Origin of the sequence: Pseudomonas sp. 22490 (assembly GCF_052044465.1) — a bacterium.
In the GTDB taxonomy this organism is placed as follows: domain Bacteria; phylum Pseudomonadota; class Gammaproteobacteria; order Pseudomonadales; family Pseudomonadaceae; genus Pseudomonas; species Pseudomonas aeruginosa.
This window is the reverse complement of record NZ_JBQENS010000014.1, coordinates 153,292-176,116: the sequence shown is the minus strand read 5'-3', so window position 1 is coordinate 176,116 and position 22,825 is coordinate 153,292. Positions and strand designations below refer to the sequence as shown.

20 protein-coding genes, 1 rRNA gene and 1 pseudogene are annotated in these 22,825 nt (G+C 68.0%); 15 read left to right on the top strand and 7 right to left on the bottom strand.

Annotation, left to right across the window (positions count from 1 at the left end):
* Positions 1-67: 67 nt before the first annotated feature.
* Positions 68-183, top strand: a 5S ribosomal RNA gene (gene rrf, locus ACTJJX_RS17660).
* 354 nt (positions 184-537) lie between these two features.
* Here rrf and dnaE2 read toward each other — a convergent pair.
* From dnaE2 to imuA, 3 genes are read right to left on the bottom strand one after another with little or no spacing between them, the layout of a single operon-like run.
* Positions 538-3,633: an error-prone DNA polymerase gene (dnaE2, locus tag ACTJJX_RS17655; protein ID WP_016852081.1), complete on the bottom strand. Its 3,096-nt coding sequence runs from the start codon at positions 3,631-3,633 to the stop codon at positions 538-540.
* Positions 3,609-5,024, bottom strand: a complete 1,416-nt coding sequence (locus ACTJJX_RS17650) for a Y-family DNA polymerase (RefSeq protein ID WP_016852080.1) — start codon at positions 5,022-5,024, stop codon at positions 3,609-3,611. The genes dnaE2 and ACTJJX_RS17650 overlap by 25 nt, the downstream gene beginning before the upstream one ends.
* A gap of 7 nt (positions 5,025-5,031) precedes the next feature.
* Complete coding sequence (imuA, locus tag ACTJJX_RS17645) at positions 5,032-5,637, bottom strand: translesion DNA synthesis-associated protein ImuA (RefSeq protein WP_031627677.1); 606 nt, start codon at positions 5,635-5,637, stop codon at positions 5,032-5,034.
* Between the two features lie 250 nt (positions 5,638-5,887).
* On the opposite strand from imuA, the gene pigA reads away from it, so the two are divergent.
* Entirely contained in the window at positions 5,888-6,484 is a 597-nt protein-coding gene (gene pigA, locus ACTJJX_RS17640) for a biliverdin-producing heme oxygenase PigA (protein WP_003085321.1), read from the top strand.
* A 117-nt stretch (positions 6,485-6,601) separates the two neighbouring features.
* Here the strand turns inward: pigA and ACTJJX_RS17635 are convergent, their stop codons facing one another.
* Positions 6,602-6,922, bottom strand: coding sequence for a hypothetical protein (locus ACTJJX_RS17635; protein WP_016852079.1), 321 nt, complete (start codon positions 6,920-6,922; stop codon positions 6,602-6,604).
* Between the two features lie 165 nt (positions 6,923-7,087).
* On the opposite strand from ACTJJX_RS17635, the gene vreA reads away from it, so the two are divergent.
* The 3 genes from vreA to vreR all read left to right on the top strand — a co-directional run bounded on the left by vreA (position 7,088) and on the right by vreR (position 9,375).
* Positions 7,088-7,804 (top strand): TonB-dependent outer membrane receptor VreA, encoded by a 717-nt coding sequence (vreA, locus tag ACTJJX_RS17630; RefSeq protein WP_016852078.1) that lies wholly within the window; start codon positions 7,088-7,090, stop codon positions 7,802-7,804.
* Complete coding sequence (gene vreI, locus ACTJJX_RS17625; RefSeq protein WP_003085329.1) at positions 7,801-8,346, top strand: RNA polymerase sigma factor VreI; 546 nt, start codon at positions 7,801-7,803, stop codon at positions 8,344-8,346. The genes vreA and vreI overlap by 4 nt, the downstream gene beginning before the upstream one ends.
* A gap of 69 nt (positions 8,347-8,415) precedes the next feature.
* A complete protein-coding gene (vreR, locus tag ACTJJX_RS17620) occupies positions 8,416-9,375 on the top strand; it encodes an anti-sigma factor VreR (RefSeq protein WP_003106396.1) in 960 nt (319 codons plus the stop codon).
* A 9-nt stretch (positions 9,376-9,384) separates the two neighbouring features.
* On the opposite strand, the gene ACTJJX_RS17615 is transcribed toward vreR, so the two are convergent.
* Both ACTJJX_RS17615 and gspH read right to left on the bottom strand, forming a co-directional pair.
* Entirely contained in the window at positions 9,385-10,026 is a 642-nt protein-coding gene (locus ACTJJX_RS17615) for a PulJ/GspJ family protein (protein ID WP_003455154.1), read from the bottom strand.
* Positions 10,010-10,459 (bottom strand): type II secretion system minor pseudopilin GspH, encoded by a 450-nt coding sequence (gene gspH / locus ACTJJX_RS17610; RefSeq protein ID WP_003106853.1) that lies wholly within the window; start codon positions 10,457-10,459, stop codon positions 10,010-10,012. The genes ACTJJX_RS17615 and gspH overlap by 17 nt, the downstream gene beginning before the upstream one ends.
* Positions 10,460-10,605: 146 nt before the next feature.
* On the opposite strand from gspH, the gene ACTJJX_RS17605 reads away from it, so the two are divergent.
* Positions 10,606-11,037: a type II secretion system protein N gene (locus ACTJJX_RS17605; RefSeq protein ID WP_004352971.1), complete on the top strand. Its 432-nt coding sequence runs from the start codon at positions 10,606-10,608 to the stop codon at positions 11,035-11,037.
* 2 nt (positions 11,038-11,039) lie between these two features.
* Here the strand turns inward: ACTJJX_RS17605 and gspI are convergent, their stop codons facing one another.
* Positions 11,040-11,414: a type II secretion system minor pseudopilin GspI gene (gene gspI, locus ACTJJX_RS17600; RefSeq protein WP_003085347.1), complete on the bottom strand. Its 375-nt coding sequence runs from the start codon at positions 11,412-11,414 to the stop codon at positions 11,040-11,042.
* Between the two features lie 233 nt (positions 11,415-11,647).
* On the opposite strand from gspI, the gene gspG reads away from it, so the two are divergent.
* The 9 genes and pseudogenes from gspG to ACTJJX_RS17555 all read left to right on the top strand — a co-directional run bounded on the left by gspG (position 11,648) and on the right by ACTJJX_RS17555 (position 22,703).
* Entirely contained in the window at positions 11,648-12,097 is a 450-nt protein-coding gene (gene gspG, locus ACTJJX_RS17595; RefSeq protein WP_003085349.1) for a type II secretion system major pseudopilin GspG, read from the top strand.
* A gap of 7 nt (positions 12,098-12,104) precedes the next feature.
* Positions 12,105-13,070 carry a type II secretion system minor pseudopilin GspK gene (gene gspK / locus ACTJJX_RS17590; RefSeq protein WP_016852077.1) on the top strand — a complete coding sequence of 322 codons (966 nt, stop codon included), beginning with the start codon at positions 12,105-12,107 and terminating at the stop codon, positions 13,068-13,070.
* Positions 13,067-14,278 carry a type II secretion system protein GspL gene (gene gspL, locus ACTJJX_RS17585; protein ID WP_016852076.1) on the top strand — a complete coding sequence of 404 codons (1,212 nt, stop codon included), beginning with the start codon at positions 13,067-13,069 and terminating at the stop codon, positions 14,276-14,278. The genes gspK and gspL overlap by 4 nt, the downstream gene beginning before the upstream one ends.
* Positions 14,265-14,858, top strand: coding sequence for a type II secretion system protein M (locus ACTJJX_RS17580; protein ID WP_003123065.1), 594 nt, complete (start codon positions 14,265-14,267; stop codon positions 14,856-14,858). The genes gspL and ACTJJX_RS17580 overlap by 14 nt, the downstream gene beginning before the upstream one ends.
* Positions 14,855-17,266: a type II secretion system secretin GspD gene (gene gspD, locus ACTJJX_RS17575; protein WP_016852075.1), complete on the top strand. Its 2,412-nt coding sequence runs from the start codon at positions 14,855-14,857 to the stop codon at positions 17,264-17,266. The genes ACTJJX_RS17580 and gspD overlap by 4 nt, the downstream gene beginning before the upstream one ends.
* Positions 17,263-18,672: a type II secretion system ATPase GspE gene (gspE, locus tag ACTJJX_RS17570; protein ID WP_003112722.1), complete on the top strand. Its 1,410-nt coding sequence runs from the start codon at positions 17,263-17,265 to the stop codon at positions 18,670-18,672. The genes gspD and gspE overlap by 4 nt, the downstream gene beginning before the upstream one ends.
* A complete protein-coding gene (gene gspF, locus ACTJJX_RS17565) occupies positions 18,672-19,886 on the top strand; it encodes a type II secretion system inner membrane protein GspF (protein WP_003112721.1) in 1,215 nt (404 codons plus the stop codon). The genes gspE and gspF overlap by 1 nt, the downstream gene beginning before the upstream one ends.
* A gap of 513 nt (positions 19,887-20,399) precedes the next feature.
* A complete protein-coding gene (gene lapA, locus ACTJJX_RS17560; RefSeq protein WP_003112123.1) occupies positions 20,400-21,506 on the top strand; it encodes an alkaline phosphatase LapA in 1,107 nt (368 codons plus the stop codon).
* Positions 21,507-21,591: 85 nt separating this feature from the next.
* Positions 21,592-22,703: pseudogene (locus ACTJJX_RS17555) on the top strand (substrate-binding domain-containing protein).
* Positions 22,704-22,825 lie beyond the last annotated feature (122 nt).

The window sequence follows — 22,825 nt, the reverse complement described above, 5'->3', positions numbered from 1 at the left end:
ACCTTGAAATCACATACCTGAATCCGGATAGACGTAAGCCCAAGCGAACGGATATCCAACCGAATTGCTTGACGATCATAGAGCGTTGGAACCACCTGATCCCTTCCCGAACTCAGAAGTGAAACGACGCATCGCCGATGGTAGTGTGGGGTCTCCCCATGTGAGAGTAGGTCATCGTCAAGCTCCTATCCCAAAACCCCTGGTCAGCGATGACCGGGGGTTTTGCTTTTGCGCGCGGAAAAAGGCGTGCTTCCTGTTCACCTTGCCGAAACCCTCCTGGCATGTCCTCTTTCGCGTCTAGCGTAGCGAGAGTCCGGGGGGATCCGCATGGCGCTGGCGCTCTTGCGTTCGCCGTACCGATCCCGATCCGCGAGTTAGAGCCTCGCTTCGAGGAGAAAGACGAAAGGTGGCTTCCGATGAAGGGAATCGCTTGATTTACTGTATGAATAAACAGTATCTTGAGCGCTCCCCCCTTCGTGGCCATCCCTGTTGGCCATCCCAAGGCAGCTCGTCTCTCGAGCTGCCTTTTTCTTTGTCTCAATGGAAATCCCGGCTGCGGACGTCCAGGCCGGTGAGTAGAGGACTCAGGTCATGCAGGCGCCCGGCGATGACGTGGCGCACCTCGCCGGAGGACTCCAGGATGCCCTCCACCTGCAGCAGCCGGGACTCGAGGAATGGCCGCCTCTGCCGTTCGGCGAGGTCGTGCCGGACCACCACGTTGAGCATGCCGAACTCGTCCTCCAGGGTGATGAAGGTGATGCCGCTGGCGGTCTGTGGGCGCTGCCGGCCGACCACCAGGCCGGCGACCCGTATCGGTCGCCCATGTCCCAGTTTCGCCAGTTCGCGGGAGTCGCGGCAGCGGCGGGCCTTGAGCTGTCCACGCAAAAGTTTCAGCGGATGCGGGCCGAGGGTGGTGCCGAGGAGAGCGTAATCGCTCAGCAGTTCCTCGCCGCGCGAAGGCAGCGGCAGGCTGACCGTGGTTTCTTCGATGACGGTCCCTTCGGCGAACAGTGGCAATTGCGGCTCGACGCTGGCGACGGCCCAGCGCGCCTTGTGCCGGTGTCCGGCGAGACCGCGCAGGGCGCCGGCATCGGCCAGCAACTCCAGGGCCCGGGCGTCGAGCCTGGCGCGTCGGCCGAGATCGTGCACGTCGAGGAACGGCTGGGCCTCCCGGACCTGCTCGATACGCCTGGCATCCTCCTCGCGAAAGCCTCGGATCATCCGCAGGCCGAGGCGTATGGCCGGTTGCGCCTGGCCGAACGGCTCCAGGCTGCAATCCCAACCGCTGTGGCGGACATCCACCGGGCGTGTCTGCAGGGCGTGGCGGCGGGCGTCCTGGAGCAACTGGTCGGGGCTGTAGAAGCCCATCGGCCAACTGTTGATCAAGGCGCAGGCGAAGGCCGCCGGCTCGTGACGTTTCAGCCAACTGCTGGCGTAGGTGAGCAGGGCGAAGCTGGCGGCGTGGGATTCAGGGAAACCGTAGCTGCCGAAGCCTTTGATCTGCTCGAAGATGCGCGCTGCGAAGTCGGCCTCGTAGCCCTTGGCGAGCATGCCCCGGGTCAGCCGCTCGCGGTGGTGTTCCAGGCCGCCATGACGCTTCCAGGCGGCCATCGAACGACGCAGTTCGTCCGCCTCGCCCGGCGTGTAGTCGGCGGCGACGATCGCCAGTTCCATGACCTGTTCCTGGAACAACGGGACGCCCAGGGTACGTTCGAAGACCTTCTCCAGTTCGGCCGATGGATAGGCCACCGGCTCTTCACCGTTTCGCCGGCGCAGGTAAGGATGCACCATGTCGCCCTGGATCGGCCCCGGCCGGACGATGGCGACCTGGATCACCAGGTCGTAGAACTTCTGCGGGCGCAGGCGTGGCAGCATGGCCATCTGTGCGCGCGATTCGATCTGGAACACACCGATGGTATCGGCGCGGCTGATCATTTCGTAGGTGGCCGGGTCTTCGCTCGGGATACTGGCGATGCTCAACCGCTTGCCGCCGCGCAGCGCGTGGATCAGGTCGAAGCTGCGGCGCAGGGCGCTGAGCATGCCCAGGGCGAGGACGTCGACCTTGAGCAGGCCGACCGCGTCGAGATCGTCCTTGTCCCACTGGATCACCGTGCGCTCGGCCATGCTGGCATTCTCCACCGGGACCAGGGTGTCCAATGGCTGTTCGGAGATGACGAAGCCGCCGGGGTGCTGCGAGAGGTGGCGCGGAAAACCGATCAACTCGTCGGTCAGGGCCAGCACCCGGCGCAGGATCGGACTCTGCGGATCGAAGCCGGCCTCTTCCAGGCGTTCGGCGCTGGGGGCCTGGTCGCTCCAGCGGCCGCAGCAGTTGGCCAGGACGTCGACCTGCTCGGGCGGCAGACCCAGGGCCTTGGCTACGTCGCGCACCGCGCCGGCGCCGTGGTAGGTGCTGACCACCGCGGTCAGCGCCGCGCGCTGGCGTCCGTAGCGTGTGAAAACGTACTGGATGACCTCCTCGCGGCGCTCGTGTTCGAAATCCACGTCGATGTCCGGTGGTTCGTTGCGCTCGCGGGAAAGGAAGCGCTCGAACAGCAGGTTGGTCCGGTCCGGGTCCAACTCGGTGATGCCGAGGGCGAAGCACACTGCCGAATTGGCCGCCGAGCCGCGGCCCTGGCAAAGGATTTCCCGGCCCCGGGCGAAGGCGACGATGTCCTGCACGGTGAGGAAATAGCTTTCATAGCCCAGTTCGGCGATCAGCTCGAGTTCTCTCTCGATCTGCTTGCGGACCTTGGCGCTCGCGCCGTTCGGCCAGCGCCTGGCGATGCCCTGTTCGGTGAGATGGCGGAGCCATGACGCCGGGTCGTGTCCGGCCGGTACCAATTCGCGTGGATACTGGTATTTCAGCTGTTCCAGATCGAACCGGCAGCGTTCGGCGATCTTCAGGGTTTCCGCCAGCAGGGCTTGCGGGTAGATCCCCAGCAGGGCCTCCAGGGTACGCAGGTGGCGTTCCCCGTTGGGGAAGAGATAGGCGCCGGCCTCGCTGACCGGCAGATGGTTGCGGATCGCTGTCATGCAGTCCTGCAGGGCTCGCCTGCCGCGGGCGTGCATGTGGACGTCGCCGCAGGCCACGGGCGGTAGCCGGAGATGCGAGGCGAGCGCGAGCAGTTTGTCCAGGCGGGCATCGTCATCGGCGCCGCGATGCAACTCGACGCCCAGCCAAAGGCGCTGGGGGAAGCGTTCGCGGAGCCAGGCAGCCTGCTCGTCCCCATGGTCGTTCGGCAACCAGATCGCCAACAGGCCGGCGAGCGGCTGTTGCAGGTCTTCGCGCAGCAGCCGGTAGTGGCCCTTGTCGGCTTGTCGCCGGCCGCGGGTGATGAGGCGACAGAGGTTCTGGTAGCCCTCCAGGTCCTCCGCCAGGAGGACCAGCTTGGGCCCCTGTTCGAGGCGGATTTCGCTGCCGACGATCAGTTGTACCTGATGCTCCCGCGCCGCCTGCCAGGCCCGCACGATACCGGCCAGGCTGCATTCGTCGGTGATCGCCAGGGCCCGATAGCCCAGGCGCGCTGCACGGGCGAAGAGTTCCGCGGCGCTGGAGGCGCCGCGCTGGAAACTGAAGTTGGACAGGCAATGCAGTTCGGCGTAGGCGCTCATGCGAACCAGCCATGCAGCCACAGCGGCCCTTCGCTGCCGACCTCGCGATAGACCCAGGCACGTTGTCCGCTGCGGGTTTCCACCAGGTAATAGTCGCGGCGGATGTCTTCGCCATCCCACCAGCCCGACTCGATCCGCTCCGGGCCGGTCAGCACGGTGGGCAAGGCCTCGCCGAGGAGGCGTGGCTCCGCCAGCAGCCAGCCGGGTCGGAGGCCGCAGGCTGCCGGCGATTGCGCCCTGTCGCAGCTGTGCGGCCGCCAGCTTCGCTCCGGACGGTGTTCGGCGACGGCGCTCAGGCCCTGTACCGCCTCGTCGCCCAGTCGTGCGCGCAGGCGTTCCCGCAACTGTTCCCAGCCGAGATACTGCTGTGGGCGCTCGTCGAACAGTTCGCGGTGCTGCGGCGTGAAAGGAGGCAGCTCGCGGGCCTCCAGGCGCACGGCATGCACGGGGGCGGGCAGTTGCAGCTGTTCGAGACGGCCGCGGGTCAGTTCGAAGAGCATCGCCGCCTCGCGTTCGGCGCTGAGCAGGCCGACCGTGACCTGGCTGTCGGCGCGCCCGTGATGCTCCAGATGCAGGGTGAAGCGCTGCACGCCGCTGTCGCGTCCGGCGAGAAAGGCGGCGAGATCGGCGCTCAGCCGTCGCAGGGGGAAGAGCAGGGCCTGGTGCGATTCCACGTCGAAATTGAGTTCGATGCGCAGGTCGAAGGTGTCCGGCGGCCGGTAGTGCTCCAGCGCCAGTGGGCTGCGGCCGCAGAGGCGGTCGATGTGCAACAGCAGTTCGGCCGGGAAGCGACGGGCCAGGGCGGCGCGCGGCAACTCGAGGACCTGGCGCAGATGGCGCAGTCCCATGCGTCCGAGGGCGACAGCCAGCTCCCGCGAGAGTCCCAGGCGGCCCAGCGGAAGGGCGGACAACTGGCGTTGCAGCGCTGTCTCGTCCTCGATGGCCAGGCCGTCGTGGCTGTTCGCCAGGACCCTCGCCGCCACCGGGTTCGGCGCCAGGCACAGGCGATGGCGGAAGCCCAGCGCCGTGAGTTCCTTGCGCAAGCGGGCCTCGAAGCGTGGCCAGGGGCCGAACAGGGCAAGGCTGGACTGCACTTCCAGCAGCAGCGCACGCGGATAGTGCAGGCTGACCTGCGAGCTGAAACCGTAGGCCCAGGCGGCGAGGAAGGCCTGCCAGCGCTCCACGGCGGCGAGGTCGTATTCCGCCGTGGCGAAGTCCCGGCTCAGGGCCTGGGCGGCGATCAGCGATTGACCGGGCTTCAGGCCGAGCGCGCGTGCCGCTGGGTTGACCGCCTGCAACTGCCGGCGCTGCGCTGGGCCGCCGAGCAGCGCCAGCGGTGCGTCGGGATTGCTCCGTTGACGCAGCGCGCTGTCCATGGCCAGTTGCGGCAGGAGAATGCAAGCCCAGAGCATGGCCGCCTCATTGCCAGGCGCTGGCCGGCAGGGCGGTCGCCGGCGCGAGGCCGCCCCGGCACTTGAGGATGCGCAGGCGTGGGGGGCGGGTTTCGATGCACAGGCGTAGCGCTGCCGGCGAAGGGTTGACCGCTTCGCGCAGGGGGCGATAGGCGAAACCCAGGGCCTGACCGCTTTCGGCGGCGACCTGGAGGCGGCGCAGGGCGCGGTCGTCGGCCTGCTGCGGCCAGCACAGCACTGCGGCGCAACTGCCCGAGCGCAGGCACTGTTCGGCAGCCCACAAGGCGTCGCGTCCGCTGGCCTGCAGCAGGACCAGGTGGCGCAGGTCGACCGCGGCGGCCAGCCAGGCCTGCGGATAAGGTACGTAGGGGGCGCCGACCAGGACGACACGACGTTGCGCCTGGGTCAGGCGAGCGAGGGTCGGCATCAGTAGTTGCAGTTCGCCGACACCGTCGCGGGCATGGAGGATTTCGCTCAGGGCATGCTCCGGCCAACCGCCGCCGGGCAGCAGTGCGTCCAGGCGCGCATGCCCGGTGGGCAGGGAAGCGCCGGCCGGTACGGCGGACTGGCCTTTCCAGATCCTACGCGCGTCGAGCAGCGCACTCAGCGCTATGCCATTGCCTCGTCCGGCGACGGCTGCGGGTGGGGTGATGTCGGCTACGGATGAAAGGGAGGCCAAGGAAATAACTCGAATGCTGTATGTAAATACAGTATTTGCTGTAGTCCTTTTCTGGTCAATGGCAGTCGGTCGGCATCCTTTCATGTGACACTGAGATTCAATAACGAATATAATTGAGAATCGTTATGATCCTGGGCGCGCTATGTCGGCCCAGTGCGTTCCGTCCCTCGAAAGGAATTCCCCTATGGATACCCTGGCCCCTGAATCCACTCGGCAAAACCTGCGTTCGCAACGCCTCAACCTGCTGACCAACGAGCCGCACCAGCGCCTGGAGAGCCTGGTGAAAAGCAAGGAACCCTTCGCCAGCCGGGACAATTTCGCCCGCTTCGTCGCCGCCCAGTACCTCTTCCAGCATGACCTGGAGCCGCTTTATCGCAACGAAGCGCTGGCCCGCCTGTTCCCCGGCCTGGCTTCCCGCGCCCGCGACGACGCCGCTCGTGCAGACCTGGCGGACCTCGGCCATCCGGTACCGGAGGGCGACCAGAGCGTGCGCGAGGCCGACCTGAGCCTGGCCGAGGCACTGGGCTGGCTGTTCGTTTCCGAAGGTTCGAAGCTGGGCGCTGCGTTCCTGTTCAAGAAGGCCGCCGCGCTCGAACTCGACGAGAACTTCGGCGCCCGCCATCTGGCCGAGCCGGAAGGCGGCCGCGCGCAAGGCTGGAAGAGCTTCGTGGCGATCCTCGACGGCATCGAGCTGAACGAGGAAGAAGAGCGCCTGGCCGCCAAGGGCGCCAGCGATGCCTTCAATCGTTTCGGCGACCTGCTGGAGCGTACCTTCGCCTGAGGGGCGTTCCTTGTCCTTTGATCGGCGGCCAACCTCGCCGACGACGATTGCCCCGGCCTGGTTGCCGGGGTTTTCTGTCTTGCGCCGCCGGCCAGGAGCGCGGACCTGCGGAGACCCTTAGCGAGGCGGCCGCTGCGCTTCCACTGAGTTGCCGAACGAGGTGCCCAGGCGAATGCGCGTCGCCGATTGGTTGTACAGGCCGAGCTGGTTTGGCGGACGCCGGACGATGGCGGCGGAATCCAGCTCCTGTTCGCGGCGGGCCCTGGCCGCGCTGTCAGGATCGGTCATCTGCTGGCTCAGGCATTCATAGGACAAAGCCTGGTAGCCGTTGACCTCGGTGTTGATGCAGTTCGCCGGCGGCGTCGGCTCGTCGGCCAGGGTGGCGTTCATGGCCAGGCCCAGGATCAGGGCCGCCAGAACCTGCGATGAACGGTGCATGGCGATTCTCCCGCGCTGGGATGGTGGTTTCCCGCTTATACGGCAATCGGTGAAAACATGTCACCGCAGGTACCGTCACACCACAGTCACACAGTGCCATCAGGATGTCCCTCCTGGGTGATGGCCATCTGGCCTGAACCGGGTAGTTCGGACTGGAATCCGTTGATGTCGATCCTCGGGGTGGCAAGGTCGTGCGCAGTGTCGTTGCTCGGTCTCGGCATGCTGCTGCCGGCGTCCGGCGCCGTGCCGGGCGATGGCGGCAGGCCGCCGTTGCGCCTGGCGGTGCACGCGTTCGATATTCCTCCGCAGAGCCTGGCATCGGCGCTGGTGACCTACAGCGGGGTGACGGGAATGGCGGTTCTGGTGGATGGCGAGCTGGCCCGTGGACGGCGCTCGGCCCGCTTGCAGGGGCGCTTCACCGCCAGCGACGCCCTGACCCGACTGCTCGGCGGAACCGGCCTGATGGCGCGCTACACCAGCCAGGAAGCGTTCACCCTGCTACCGGCGCAGGCCGTCAGGGACGCTGCGCCGCTGCCGGCAGAGATGCCGAAGGTCGAGCAGCCGCTGGATCGGCGCTACGCGGGAGCGGTCCAGGCGGCGCTGGAAGAACAGTTGTGCCGCTCGCCGCGCACTCGTCCGGGTACCTATCGCGCGGTGCTGCAACTCTGGATCGGTCGCTTCGGCGAGGTTCGCCACAGTCGCCTGCTCGGTTCGACCGGCGACCCGCAGCGGGACAGCGCCCTGGTGGAAAGCCTGCGCGGCGTGCGGGTGATGCAGGCGACGCCCGCTACGCTGGCCCAGCCGCTGACCATCCTGTTGCTGCCGAAGACGACGGGCAAGGCCATGGAATGCAAGCTGACGGAGGGAGTGGGAGGGTCATGAGCGATTCGCGGCAAAGCGCGATGGTGAAGCTGTTCCTCGCCTCCTACGACGACTTCAAGGCGCGCCTGAAACGGCGCCTGGGCTCCGAGGACCTGGCGTGCGACGTGCTGCACGAAACCTACCTGAGAGTCGACCGGCTGGATGATGCCCTGGAGGTCAAGAAGCCCCAGGCCTACCTGTTCCGCATTGCCCTGAACATTGCCGCCGACCGCCGCGAGGGCGACGCCCGCCTGCTCACCGGGGAGGAGGTGGCGGAACTGTTGCAGGTGGCCGACGAAGGCCTCGACCCGGAGCGCATCGTCGGCGGTCACGCCGAGATCCGTCGCCTGCTGGAGGCGCTCTGCGAACTGCCGGCGCGGCGTCGGCAGATTCTCATCGCCTCGCGCCTGGAAGAGACGCCGCATGCGGAAATCTCCCGTCGCTTCGGCATTTCCACCCGCACCGTGGAGAAGGAACTCAAGGCCGCCCTGTGGTTCTGCGCGGAGCGCCTGGAAAGAAAAGTCATCCAGAGGTTCGGTCCCGGGGCCGGAAAACCGTCATAAGCATAAGCAGGTGGAAAACCGCCGCCATATCCATCCCATGAGCCATTCCGGTGTCCGTACAGCACAGTCATGACAGCCTCAGACTCCGCCGCCGATGAAACCGGCGACCTTCGCCACGAAGCGCACGCCTGGGTGATCAGCCTGACCTCCGGACGCGTCACCCAGGGCGACGCGCGGGCCTTCCGCCAGTGGTGTGCGCGCAGCCCGCAACACCTGCGAGCGTTCGTCGAGGCGCGCGATCTCTGGCAGGCACTCGGCAGTGCCGCCGCTCTGCCGCTGGAGCCGCCGGCCGTGGCGCAGATCGCGCCGAGGCGTTTCGGTCGTCGCTGGTTCGTCGGCGGTGCGCTGGCCGCCTCGGTGGCGTTGTTCGTCTTGCGCCCGTCGCTGCTCGACCATGGCCTGGGCGGCGCCGACTACGTCACGGCGGTCGGCGAGCAGCGCCAGGTGCAGGTGAGCGGCGAGACGCGGATCGAGATGAACACCCGCACCCGCCTGAACGTGCGGCGCAATCAAGAGCAGCAGGAAACCATCGAACTGCTCGGCGGCGAGGCCGAGATCATCGCCAGCCACCCGCCGCAGAGCAGCCTGCGGGTGATGGCCGGGAGCGCCTGGCTGAGCGCCAGCCGGGCCCGCTTCAATGTGCGCAGCAGCGGTGACGTTTGCGTGGTGACCTGCCTGGAGGGCAGCGTGCGGCTCGAACACCTCGGCCAGCGCCTGGACCTCCAGGCCGGCCAGCAGCTGACCTTCGACGAGCGACGCAACGGTCCGCCGGTGCCTTTCGACGTTGCCGAGGTGATGGCCTGGCGCGAGCGCATGCTGGTGTTCAACGACGTACCGTTGGCCACGGTGATCGACGAAATCAACCGCTACCGTCCCGGCATGCTCCTGCTGCTGGACAAGGCCCTTGGCCGACGCCGGGTCCAGGCCCGTTTCAGCCTCGATCAACTGGCCGACGTGGCGACCCTGATCCGCGATGCCTATGGCATCGAGGTCACCCGCCTGCCGGGCGGGGTGGTGCTGCTCGGCTGAGCCACCGCTTCATTGCAGGGCCACCACCCGTCGATAGCGCTCCACGCCGTTGCGGGTGACCCGCGCCAGGCTGATCTCCAGTCCGCTGGCGCGGACTTTGCTGCGTGCCGGCAGGCGCGTCCAGCCCTTTCCCGGCACCCAGGCACGGATCTCGAACCGACTCACGTCGTCCAGCACAGCCACCCGCTCCGCCAGCGGCGGCAACGGCAGGCGGTCGCCGCTGGGCGAGGCGGCGCGGTAGAGGACCTTGCCCTGTCGCCACCAGCGCACGCGCTGCAGCGGCGCGCCTGGCTCGGTACTGGCGCGGACGATGTCCAGGCGCAATGGGATCTCGCTCAGGCGCTTCAGTGCGAGTCCGGGCGGCAGGCTGTCGCCGGCCCGGATCGGCTCGTCGCCGCTGGGCAGGCCGGACTCCTCCCGGATGGCGCTGTGCAGGGCGATGTCGCGCTCCAGTTGGTTCAGCGCGCGCAGTAGCGCGGCGCCCTGCTCGGTGCTGTCCTCCAGGTGCGCGCTGGCCCGGGCGATGCTGTCCAGGCCGCGCCAGGCCATCAGGCTGACGATGGCCATGAGCATGATCGCGACCATCACCTCGATCAGGGTGAAGCCGGCTTGCCGGCGCCGCGTCGTCGCGCGTTCAGCGTACCCGGACATGGCCGTTCGCCTCGCGCAGCACGGTGACGCTGTGTTGGCCGTCGGAGAGCGTTATCCGCAACGGCGCGCCGATCCATTCGGCGTCCAGCAACACCGGTCGCGGCGGGCGCACGCTGACCCGCAGCGGCGCGGCCTGCCAGTCGCGCGCGCGCAATTCGGTGTCGGCGGCGAAGGCGTCGGTCTTGCCGCGATAGGCCTGCGGGCTGAAGCGATAGCCCTTGGCGCTGGGCTGCCAGAGGATCGGCGTACCGCGTACCCGCGCTTCGCCCTGGGCTATTTCCAGCAACCGCGCCAGGCGCGCGGCATCCTGGCGCAGCAGGCCCGTCGGGTCGGGGCGGGCGCTCAGGCTGATGGCCGCCGTGGCGATGCCGACGATTACCAGCACCACCATCAGTTCGATCAGGGTGAAACCGCCTTGCCGGGGTCGCCTCACCGGATGCCGCTCCGCGAAGAGAGAGGTTTCCAGAGTGCCCGACGAAGATGATCGGCGTGTGAAACATAACGGAGAGAATTCCGCGCTAGGCTGGTGCCGGGGCGCCGTTCGTGGCGCCCGTCGCCCATACGCCAGGAGAGCCCGCCATGCCGGCCATGCCCCGTATCGATCCGCCCCGCCTGGTCCAGTTCGCCGCCGTGCTGGCGATCCTCGCCGGCCTGCTGTTCTGGGGCTATCTGTTGCTGGCGCCGATTCCCGGCGTGGTCCAGGCCGAGGTCGCCGATGTTCCGCCGCCCAGCGGCGAGGACGCCGCTCAACGCTGGTTCGCGACGCCTTCCAGTGAGGTCGAGGTGCAACTGGCGGGATTGATCAGCGGTGGTCCCGCGGCGATCGCCATCCTCTCGGTGAACGGCGCGCCGGCCCAGGCCTATCGCGAGGGCGAGGTCCTGGCACGTGCGGCGAAGGTGCGGCGGATAGAGGCCGACGCGGTACTCATCGAGCAGAACGGCGAGGTTCGCCGGGTGCCCATGCAGCGGCTCGCCGAACCGCCGCCGCTGGCTACCCTCAAGCGCGGTTGAGATCACCGGGAGCGGCTCAGCAGGGTGTTCAGGCGCGCCAGCGGCACCGCCTGTTCGCGCTGCGTGCGCACACGGATTTCCACCCACAGTAGCGCGGGGTCGTCGGTGGCCTCGACGCGTTGTTCGCAGTACAACCGCAGGCGGCCCTGGGAACATTCGAAATCGCTGTTTCCCGGAGCCGCGCCGACGCCCAGGCGTAGCTCGGCGAGCCGGCTCTCCGCTGCCAGCAGGGCCAGCGACTTGTCGCGCAACAGACCATTGCCGTCGGTCATCAGGCCCACCGCGCGGATCGCCGCGGCCAGGGCGATGGCGACGATGGCCAGCGCGACCAGCACTTCGATCAGGGTGAAACCGCGGGAAGACAGGCGCGTGGACATCGCGGAAAGGTCGGCGAAAGGGGACTTCCAGGCTAGCCGGGAAATCTGACCGATCCCTGACAAAAGCTCGGGAGGGCGCCCCCGCGAGCCATCCCCGGCGCCTGCCGGAAAGCCCGGCTCCAGGGCCTTGCGGGCGCCTCCGGCAGAGCGGCGCACCCGAGGATTTTCAATATCGTTGACATATCTTCCTGAAACAATCCGCGGCGAATCGAACCATGCCGAGGAGTGTCGAGATGGATGTCGTGCAGTTCAGCTCCAGCCCGAAAGGACATCGGGGACAGCGAGGCTTCACCCTGATCGAGATCATGGTGGTGGTGGTGATCCTCGGCATCCTCGCCGCGATGGTGGTGCCCAAGGTGCTCGACCGTCCCGACCAGGCCCGCGCCACCGCGGCGCGCCAGGACATCTCCGGGCTGATGCAGGCGCTCAAGCTCTACCGCCTCGACCAGGGCCGCTATCCGAGCCAGGCGCAGGGCTTGAAGGTGCTCGCGGAGCGCCCTGCCGATGCCTCGGCGAGCAACTGGCGCTCGTACCTGGAGCGCCTGCCCAACGACCCCTGGGGCAAGCCCTACCAGTACCTGAATCCCGGCGTGAACGGTGAGATCGACGTGTTCTCCCTCGGCGCCGACGGGCAGCCGGGCGGCGAGGGCATCAACGCCGACATCGGCTCCTGGCAGCTCTGAGCGCGCCATGAACGGTCATCGCCAGCGCGGCATGGCGATCATCAGCGCGCTGCTGATCGTCACCGTGGTCGCGGTCATAGCCGCCGGCCTGATCGCCCGCCAGAGCGCATTCATCCGCGCCCTGGAAAGCGAGCAGCTACGCATCCAGGCCGGCTGGATGCTGCGCGGCGGCCTGGAATGGAGCCGCCAATTGCTGCTCGAGGACAGCCGCCGCGACCCGCTGACCCGCCTTGACCAGCGCTGGGCGCAACCGATGCGTGGCTTGCGTCTGAGCAGCGCCGAATTGCCGTTCAACGGCCAACTGGAAGACGAGCAGGGCAAGTTCAACCTGCGCAACCTGTTGGTCGACCAGCGCCCCGATCTCCAGGAGCGAGCGAACTTCGAACGCCTCGCCGGTCTGCTCGGCGTGCGCCCGAAGGAGGCGCGGCTGATCGTCGAGCGGGTCCTCGCCTCCTATGCACGGCTGCCCGCCGAAGCGCCGCCGGCCGAGACGCAACCCGCAGGCTTCGACAGCGGCCGCGAGACTTCGCCGGGCGCCGTGTTGCGTGCGCTTCCGGCGCGCATGCCGGCGCTCAGGCGTCTCGACGACCTGGCGCGGCTGGGCATTCCGCCGGCGATCCTGGAACGCCTGCGACCCTACGTCACCATCCTGCCCGAAACCACCTGGATCAACGGCAACACCGCGCGCGCCGAAGTGCTCGCCGCCTGTGTCCCCGGCCTCGGGCTGGACCAGGCGCGGCGGGTGCTCGGCGAGCGCGACCGGGGCCGCTGGTTCCTCAATCGCGGCGACTTCGTCAACCGCCTGAACATGCCGCAATTGCAGGCGCAGTCGGTGAAGGTCGGGATCACCAGCGACTGGTTCCTGCTCACCGCCTATGCTCGGCGCGACCGGCAAGAGGTGCGCCTGCAAGCCCTGGTGCAGCGCAAGGCCGGTGAAAGCACGGCGGTCAACTGGATGAGGGTGGGCTCATGAAGGCCGCCTGGCGTTGCCTGCTGCCGCCGCTGAGCGAGTTCGCCGAGGCGGCGCCGCTGCATTGTTTGCGCCTGGATGCGCGCGGCGCGGTGCAGGAACGAATCGAGGTCTCGCTCGCGGAACTGGCGCGGCGGCGCCAGGGGTTGCCGGTGGCGCTGTTCCTGCATCCGCGCGATTGCCGCCTGGTCAGTCTCGAACTGCCGGCGCTGCCTGCGGCGAAGCTTGCCGCCGCGGTGAACTGTGCGGCCGAGGCGCTGGTCCTCGGCGATCCGGCGCAGCTACGCCTGGCCCACGGTCCGCGCGGCGCCGACGGGCGCCTGACCTTGGGGTGGCTGGAGGCGTCGGCGCTGGCCTCGCTGGAGCAGGCCGTACAGCGGCTGCGGCTCGACGTGCGGGAGGTGCAGGCCGCGCCGTTCCTCCTGCCGTTGCGCGATGACGCTTGGGTGGCCGGCGAGTGGGACGGCCATCTGCTGTTGCGCCGCTCGCTGAGCGACGCTGTGGTCCATCCCTTGCCGGAGCAGGGCCTCGCTGAGGTCCCGCAGGAGTTGCGGCTGTTCTGGCTGGGCGAGCGACCGGCGTGGCGCTCCGCAGCCCTGGAGCGGGCCGAGGCGCTGGACGAAGCGCTGCGCTGGAGCGGGCCCGCCAGTCCGTGGGGATTGGCGCTGAAAGCGCCGGCGACGAGCGCCGGCAACGGCACCTGGAAGATGCCCCTGTTCTGCGCTGCCCTGGCCTTGCTGGTGTGGGTCGCCGGTCTGAACCTGTACGCCGGGCAACTGGCCGGGCAGGGCCAGTCCTTGCAACGGCAGAGCAGTCAACGCGTGCAGCAGGCCTTCCCGGAACTGCCGGTGGTGCTCGATCCGCTGCGCCAGGCTCGCGAGCGACGCGACGCCTATCTGGCCGGCAAGGCCGATGGCGATGCCGCACCGGGACTGGCCGCGCTGCTGCATGGCGCCGGCGAGGCGATGCCGTTCCTCGCCGGGCGCCTGCAACGACTGGACTACCACGCCGGCGAACTGGACCTGGAGCTGCTGCCGGGACCGCCAGGCGGCGATGCCGCTGCCTGGCAGGGCGAGTTGGGCAAGCACGGGTTGCAGGCCGATGCCTCCGACAAGGGCTGGCAGGTGCGCGCCATGGAAGCGCCGCCAGCGCCGGCCGCTGGCGCGGCAGACAGTGGCACTGCCGAGGCGGCTGCCGATGAAGATGAATAAGCGCCTGGCGGGCCTGCTGAATACTCCGGCGCAGCGCTGGAGTCCCCTGCTGCTGCGATTGCAGGCCTACTGGCGGCAACTGGCGCCGCGCGAGCGCAAGATTCTCGCCGGCGGTGGCCTGGCGCTATGCCTGGCGCTGACCTGGCAAGTGTTCGTCGATCCGCCGCTGGCGCGGATCGAGCATTGGCAAGCCGAACTGCCGCGCCTGCGTGCGCAGGCTGCGGCGGTGGACGGCGTGTTGCGTGAGGTCGAGGCGTTGCGCGGTCCGACCCTGAGCGGTACGGCGGACGCCGAGGCGATCCGTCGCAGCCTGCGCGATCAGGGACTCGACGGTTTCCAACTGGACGCCCCGCAACCGGGCCAATGGCAACTGGACTTCGCCAGCGTGTCCGGCGAGGCCTTGCTGCGCTGGCTGGCGCGCAGTCCGGCGGCGTTGCGCCTGAGCGTCAGCGAGGCGCAGGTGACGCGTCTCGACGCTCCTTCCGAGGAGCGCTCCGGCTCTTCGAACGAGCCGTCCGGCGGGCTGGTGTCCGCCTCGATCCATTTGCAGTCGACTTCCGCTCCCAAGGATTCCCCATGAGGCAATCAGCTTTCCACCATGCCCGGCGTCGTTGGCCTGTACTGGGCGTGGCGCTGGGCGCGCTGCTGGTCGCGGCGTGTAGCGAGACGCCGAAGGTCCCCGGCGTGCCCCCGGCCGACGAGGAAGTTGGCCGGCCGCTGAGCAGTGTCCGCTCCGGTGCGCCGTTGCGCAGCGCCGACGTCCGCGAGCGGCCCCAGGCCGAGCAGGCCCGCCGCGCGCTGAGTGCCGGACGCGGCGTAGCGCGCTCCGGTGCCGTGGCTCCGGTCTCAGCGACAGCGGCCGAACTCGGCGAGCAGCCGGTCAGCCTGAATTTCGTCGATACCGAGGTGGAAGCGGTGGTGCGCGCGCTGTCGCGCGCCACCGGCCGGCAGTTCCTGGTCGACCCGCGGGTGAAGGGCAAGCTGACCCTGGTTTCCGAAGGCCAGGTGCCGGCGCGCACCGCCTACCGCATGCTCACCAGCGCCCTGCGCATGCAGGGCTTCAGCGTGGTCGACGTCGACGGGGTCAGCCAGGTGGTGCCGGAGGCCGACGCCAAGCTGCTCGGCGGGCCGGTCTACGGCGCCGACCGGCCGGCGGCCAACGGTATGGTCACGCGGACCTTCCGCCTGCGCTACGAGAACGCGGTGAACCTGATCCCGGTACTGCGCCCGATCGTCGCGCAGAACAACCCGATCAATGCCTATCCGGGGAACAACACCGTGGTGGTCACCGACTACGCGGAAAACCTCGACCGGGTCGCCGGGATCATCGCCAGCATCGACATCCCCAGCGCCAGCGACACCGACGTGGTGCCGATCCAGAACGGCATCGCGGTGGACATCGCCAGCACCGTCTCCGAACTGCTCGACAGCCAGGGCAGCGGCGGCGCCGAGCAGGGCCAGAAGACCGTGGTGCTCGCCGACCCACGCTCCAACAGCATCGTGATCCGCTCGCCGAGCCCCGAGCGCACGCAATTGGCGCGCGACCTGATCGGCAAGCTGGACAGCGTGCAAAGCAATCCCGGCAACCTCCATGTGGTCTACTTGCGCAACGCCCAGGCGACCCGCCTGGCCCAGGCCCTGCGCGGGCTGATCACCGGCGACAGCGGCGGCGAGGGCAACGAGGGCGACCAGCAGCGCGCGCGCCTGAGCGGCGGCGGCATGCTCGGTGGCGGCAACAGCGGTACTGGTAGCCAGGGCCTGGGGAGCAGCGGCAATACCACGGGCAGCGGTTCCAGCGGGTTGGGCGGCAGCAACCGCAGCGGCGGCGCCTATGGTGCGATGGGCAGCGGCCAGGGCGGCGCCGGACCCGGTGCGATGGGCGAGGAGAACTCGGCGTTCTCCGCCGGCGGGGTCACCGTACAGGCCGACGCCACCACCAACACCCTGCTGATTTCCGCACCCGAGCCGTTGTACCGCAACCTCCGCGAAGTCATCGACCTGCTCGACCAGCGCCGCGCCCAGGTGGTGATCGAAAGCCTGATCGTCGAGGTCAGCGAAGACGACTCCAGCGAGTTCGGCATCCAGTGGCAGGCCGGCAACCTCGGCGGCAACGGCGTGTTCGGCGGGGTCAACTTCGGCCAGTCGGCGCTGAACACGGCCGGCAAGAACACCATCGACGTGTTGCCCAAGGGGCTCAACATCGGCCTGGTGGATGGCACCGTGGACATCCCCGGGATCGGCAAGATCCTCGACCTCAAGGTGCTCGCCCGGGCGCTGAAGAGCCGCGGCGGCACCAACGTCCTGTCGACCCCGAACCTGCTGACCCTGGACAACGAGTCGGCGAGCATCATGGTCGGCCAGACCATACCCTTCGTCAGCGGCCAGTACGTCACCGACGGCGGCGGTACCAGCAACAACCCGTTCCAGACCATCCAGCGCGAGGACGTCGGCCTGAAGCTGAACATCCGTCCGCAGATCTCCGAGGGCGGCACGGTCAAGCTCGACGTCTACCAGGAGGTCAGCAGCGTCGACGAGCGCGCCAGCACCGCCGCCGGGGTGGTCACTAACAAGCGCGCGATCGATACCAGCATCCTCCTCGACGACGGCCAGATCATGGTCCTCGGCGGCCTGTTGCAGGACAACGTGCAGGACAACACCGACGGTGTTCCCGGACTCTCCAGCCTCCCCGGCGTCGGTTCGCTGTTCCGCTACCAGAAGCGCTCGCGGACCAAGACCAACCTGATGGTCTTCCTGCGTCCCTACATCGTCCGCGACGCCGCCGCCGGCCGCAGCATCACCCTCAACCGCTACGACTTCATCCGCCGCGCCCAGCAGCGCGTGCAGCCGCGCCACGACTGGAGCGTCGGCGACATGCAGGCTCCGGTGCTGCCGCCGGCGCAGCAGGGCATCCCGCAGGCCGCCTACGACTTGCGCCCGAGCCCGCGGCCGCTGCGCGCGGTACCGTTGGGCGAGGCGGCGCCGCTATGAGCCTGCTGCCCTACGCCTGGGCCAAGGCGCAGCGCGCCTTGCTGCGGCCGGGCGAGCATGGCGCGACCCTGCTGGTCAGCCCGCGGACGCCCGGCTGGGCGATCAGCGAGGTGCGCCAGCGGCATGCGCCGGCCAGCCTGGAGAGCGTCCGCGACGACGAGCTCGACACCCTGCTGGCCAGCGCCTACTCCGATACCGGCAGCGCCGCGGCGGTGGTCGGCGCGGCGGAGAGCGAGGTCGACCTCGACCGCCTGATGGACGATATCCCCGAGGTTACCGACCTGCTCGACACCCAGGATGGCGCGCCAGTGATCCGCATGATCAACGCGCTGCTGACCCAGGCCGCGCGCGATGAGGCCAGCGACATCCACATCGAGCCCTTCGAGACCCATTCGGTGGTGCGCTACCGCGTCGACGGCGCCCTGCGCGACGTGGTCGCGCCGCGCAAGGCGCTGCACGCGGCGCTGGTGTCGCGGATCAAGATCATGGCGCAGCTGGATATCGCTGAGAAACGCCTGCCCCAGGACGGCCGCATCGCCTTGCGGGTAGCCGGGCGGCCGATCGACATTCGCGTCTCCACCGTGCCCACCGGCCACGGCGAACGGGTGGTGATGCGCCTGCTGGACAAGCAGGCCGGACGCCTGAGGCTGGAGACCCTGGGCATGGCTCCCGGCGTGCTGGCGCCGCTGGACAACCTGATCCGCCAGCCGCACGGCATCGTGCTGGTCACCGGGCCCACCGGCAGCGGCAAGACCACCACCCTCTACGCCGCCCTGGCGCGGCTCGACGCCAGCACCAGCAACATCCTCACCGTCGAGGACCCGGTGGAGTACGACCTGCCGGGGATCAGCCAGATCCAGGTCAACGCGCGCATCGACATGACCTTCGCCGTAGCCCTGCGGGCGATCCTCCGGCAGGACCCGGACATCATCATGATCGGCGAGATCCGCGACCTGGAGACCGCGCAGATCGCCGTGCAGGCCTCGCTCACCGGGCACCTGGTGCTGGCCACGCTGCACACCAACGACGCGGTGTCGGCAGTGACGCGGCTGGTGGACATGGGGGTCGAGCCGTTCCTGCTCGCCTCGTCGATGCTTGGCGTACTCGCCCAGCGCCTGGTGCGGCGCCTGTGCACGCATTGCCGGGTCGAAGAGGACGGCGGCTGGCGCGCGGTCGGCTGCCCGGCTTGCAACCAGACCGGCTACAGCGGGCGCACCGGCATCCACGAACTGTTCGTGATCGACGACGAGATCCGCCGCCTGGTCCACCAGGGCCGCGCCGAGCAGGATCTCCGCGAAGCCGCCCGCGCCGCCGGCATGCGCAGCATGCGCGAGGACGGCGAGCGCTGGATCGCCAGCGGCTCCACCACCCTGGAGGAAATCCTCCGCGTGACCCGGGACGCCTGATGCAGACCTTCCGTTACGAAGCCGCCGACGCCCAGGGCCGGATCGAGACCGGCACCCTGGAGGCGGACAGCCAGCGTGGCGCCCTCGGCCAACTGCGCGCCCGCGGCCTGACCCCGCTGGAGGTCCGCGAGCAGGCTGGCGGCGGGACCGGGCAAGGGGCGGGCGCGCTGTTCGCCCCGCGCCTGTCCGACGGCGACCTGGCCTGGGCCACCCGCCAGCTGGCCAGCCTGCTGGCCGCCAGCCTGCCGCTGGAGGCGGCGCTGAGCGCCACCCTCGACCAGGCCGAGCGCAAGCACATCGCCCAGACCCTGAGCGCCGTGCGCAGCGACGTGCGCGGCGGCATGCGCCTGGCCGACGCCCTTGCCGCACGGCCGCGGGACTTCCCGGAAATCTACCGGGCGCTGGTGGCTGCGGGCGAGGAGTCCGGCGACCTGGCCCAGGTGATGGAGCGCCTGGCCGACTACATCGAGGAACGCAACGCCCTGCGCGGCAAGATCCTCACCGCGTTCATCTACCCGGCGGTGGTCGGCGTGGTCTCCATCGGCATCGTCATTTTCCTCCTCGGCTACGTGGTGCCGCAGGTGGTCAGCGCCTTCTCCCAGGCGCGCCAGGACCTGCCGGCGCTGACCCGGGCGATGCTCCAGGCCAGCGACTTCGTGCGCGCCTGGGGCTGGCTCTGCGCCGGCGCCATCGGTAGCGCTTACTGGGGCTGGCGCTTGTACCTGCGCGACCCGCAGGCGCGGCTCGGCTGGCACCGGCGAGTGCTGCGCCTGCCTCTGCTCGGTCGCTTCGTGCTCGGGGTGAACACCGCGCGCTTCGCCTCCACCCTGGCGATCCTCGGCAGCGCCGGCGTACCGCTGCTGCGCGCGCTCGATGCGGCGCGCCAGACGCTGGCCAACGACTGCCTCGCGCAGGCGGTGGAGGAGGCCACCGCGCAGGTTCGCGAAGGTGTCTCGCTGGCCTCGGCGCTGCGCACGCGGCAGGTGTTCCCGCCGATCCTCACCCACCTGATCGCCAGCGGCGAGAAGACCGGTGCGCTGCCGCCGATGCTCGACCGCGCGGCGCAGACCCTGTCGCGCGACATCGAGCGCCGCGCCATGGGCATGACCGCGTTGCTCGAGCCGCTGATGATCGTGGTCATGGGCGGGGTGGTGCTGACCATCGTGATGGCGGTGCTGATGCCGATCATCGAGATGAACCAACTGGTCCAGTAGTCCGTACCTGAACAAGCCCTTCCCGTGCTGGGCGATTAACCGCTCGCGGCTATCCGCCGTGGGGATGGGGCGTCTCAGCAGTATTCCGAAGAGAGGTATCGGCGGATAACGCCGCTGGCGTAATCCGCCCTACGGGAGGGGCCTGTGCAAGCAGGCCTTCCTCTCGCTGTCATCAACCCGTGTGGCCTCTCGCCAGGGCTCGGGTGCATGTTTCAGCGAGGTTGCCCCGAGGGCGCGCCATGGCCGTCGCGGGCCGGCCGCCGGGAGGCGCTCGCGGAACCTCGCAGGTCCCGCGAAAAGGCCCGGCGCAGAGCCTGCGAACACCCGAGGAAAGGCTGCGAAAACAATTCGATGCTCCCGAGATTTTTTCCCCGATCTGTCACCGGAACTTGCGAGTTTTATCCCCAGCGGCCCCTTCGACCGGCTAGGGATGCAAAGCCCGGCAAGCACGGCGCCGCCTCATGCAAGACGACTTCCTCAACGTACCAACACCACGATGAAAGGAGATTCTTCATGTTCAAGCGCTCTCTGATCGCTGCCTCGCTGAGCGTGGCCGCCCTCGTATCCGCCCAAGCCATGGCCGTCACCGGCGGTGGCGCTTCCCTGCCGGCCGAGCTGTACAAAGGCTCCGCCGACAGCATCCTGCCGGCCAACTTCAGCTATGCCGTGACCGGCAGCGGCACCGGCAAGAACGCTTTCCTGACCAACAACTCCTCGCTGTTCGGCACCACCGGTACCGTTCACTATGCCGGTAGCGACTCGGTCCTCAGCGGTAGCGAACTGACCACCTACAACAGCAACTACAACGGCACCTACGGTCCGCTGATCCAGATCCCGTCGGTAGCCACCTCGGTCACCGTGCCCTATCGCAAGGACGGCAACACCACGCTCAACCTGACCAGCGCCCAACTCTGCGACGCCTTCTCCGGCGCCAAGACCACCTGGGGTCAACTGCTGGGCACCACCGACAGCACGCCGATCCGCATCGTCTATCGCACCGGTAGCAGCGGCACCACCGAACTGTTCACCCGCCACCTGAACTCGATCTGCCCGACTCGCTTCGCCACCAACTCGACCTTTACCAACGCCCGTCTGCCGGCCGGCGGTACGTTGCCGAGCAACTGGGTTGGCGTCGCCGCCACTTCCACCGTGGTGTCGACCGTCAAGGCAACCAACGGCTCCCTCGGCTATGTCAGCCCGGATGCGGTGAACATCAACAGCAACGCCGAGGTTTCCCGTGTGAACGGCAACCTGCCGACCCAGGCTAACGTTTCCACTGCCCTGGGCAGCGTGGCTCCGCCGGCCAACGCCGCCGACCGTGCGGACCCCAGCAAGTGGGTTCCGGTGTTCACCAATCCGAGCGCCGGCTACTCCATCGTCGGTTACACCAACTTCGTCTTCGGCCAGTGCTACAAGGACGCCAGCGTTTCCACCGACGTCCGCGCCTTCATCAACAAGCACTACGGTGGCACTACCACCAACGCCGCAGTTGCCGCCCATGGCTTCATCCCGCTGACTCCGGCCTGGAAGAGCGCCATCGTGAGCGCCTTCTACACCGGCACCAGCGAAAACCTGGCCATCGGCAACACCAACGTCTGCAACACCAAAGGCCGCCCGTAAGCGCTTCGCCTAGGCGAATCGATACGAGGACCGGCAGCCCTATGGCTGCCGGTCTTTTTTCTTGTGGGGAACCCAGGAGGTTTTCATGCTCAAGCCAATGTTTGGCGTCGTTGCTCTGACGCTCTTGACCAGTCATACAACGCTGGGCGCTACGGTGACCGGCGGTGGTGCTTCCATGCCGGCCAAGTTGTACAAAGGTTCTGCCGACAGCATCCTGCCAATCAACTTCAGCTATGCCGCAAGCGGCAGCGGCATTGGCAAGACCGCTTTCCTGATGAATAACCCCATGCTGCTTGGCGCTACTACCGGCACCGTCCACTACATTGGTAGTGACTCGATCTTGAGTAGCAGCGAACTGAGCGCCTATTCAACCAACTATAGAGGCGCATATGGTCCACTGATCCAGATTCCATTGGCGGGTACCGCAGTAACCATTCCTTACAAGAAGCCCGATATTACCGACCTGAACCTGACCAGTGCCCAGCTCTGCGATGCCTTTTCCGGCGCCAAGGTCACTTGGGGGCAACTATTGGGAACCCCGCCGACCGTACGCCGATTCGTATCGTCTACCAGCGGGGCGGCAGTGGAGCCACCGAGTTGCTGACCCGCCACCTGAACTCGGTCTGCCCGACTCGCTTCGCCACCAACTCGATCTTCACGAACGCCCGTCTGCCGGCCGGCGGTGCGCTGCCGAGCAACTGGGTGGCAGTACAGCCTTATGAAAGTGTCAGGAATGCCGTCGACAATGTGTCAGGCTCGATCGGCTATGAGGGGCCTGATGGTGTGGACCTGAGCGACAATTCAAAGATCGCGCGAGTGAATGGCTTGCTCCCTACTCTAGCCAATCGCGTGATCGCTGTTCGTAGCGTGGCTCCGCCGGGTGTCGCTGCAGATCGCGCCGATCCGAGCAAGTGGATACCGGTCTTCGTCAACCCGAACGCAGGCTACTCCATCGTCGGCTATACCAACTTTGTCTTTGGCCAGTGCTACAAGGATGCCACTGTTGCCGCCGACCTGCGTGCCTTCCTTACCCAGCATTATGGCGGCACCACTACAAATAGAGCGGTAGCTGACCACCGTTTCGTACCCCTGGTCGCTTCCTGGAAGAGCGCCATCATGAGCGCCTTCATCACTGGTACCAGCGAAAACCTCGCGATCAACAATCCCTCCGTCTGCAACGGCAAAGGGCGTCCATGAGTGACCTGTCATGACGGTGGCTGAAATCCGGCTGCCGTCGTGTTTCCGTTCGCCCAGGCTCCTCGCTCCGCTCCATGAACTTTCCATGACAAGTCTTCGGCCCACCCTCCGCCAGGCCGTCT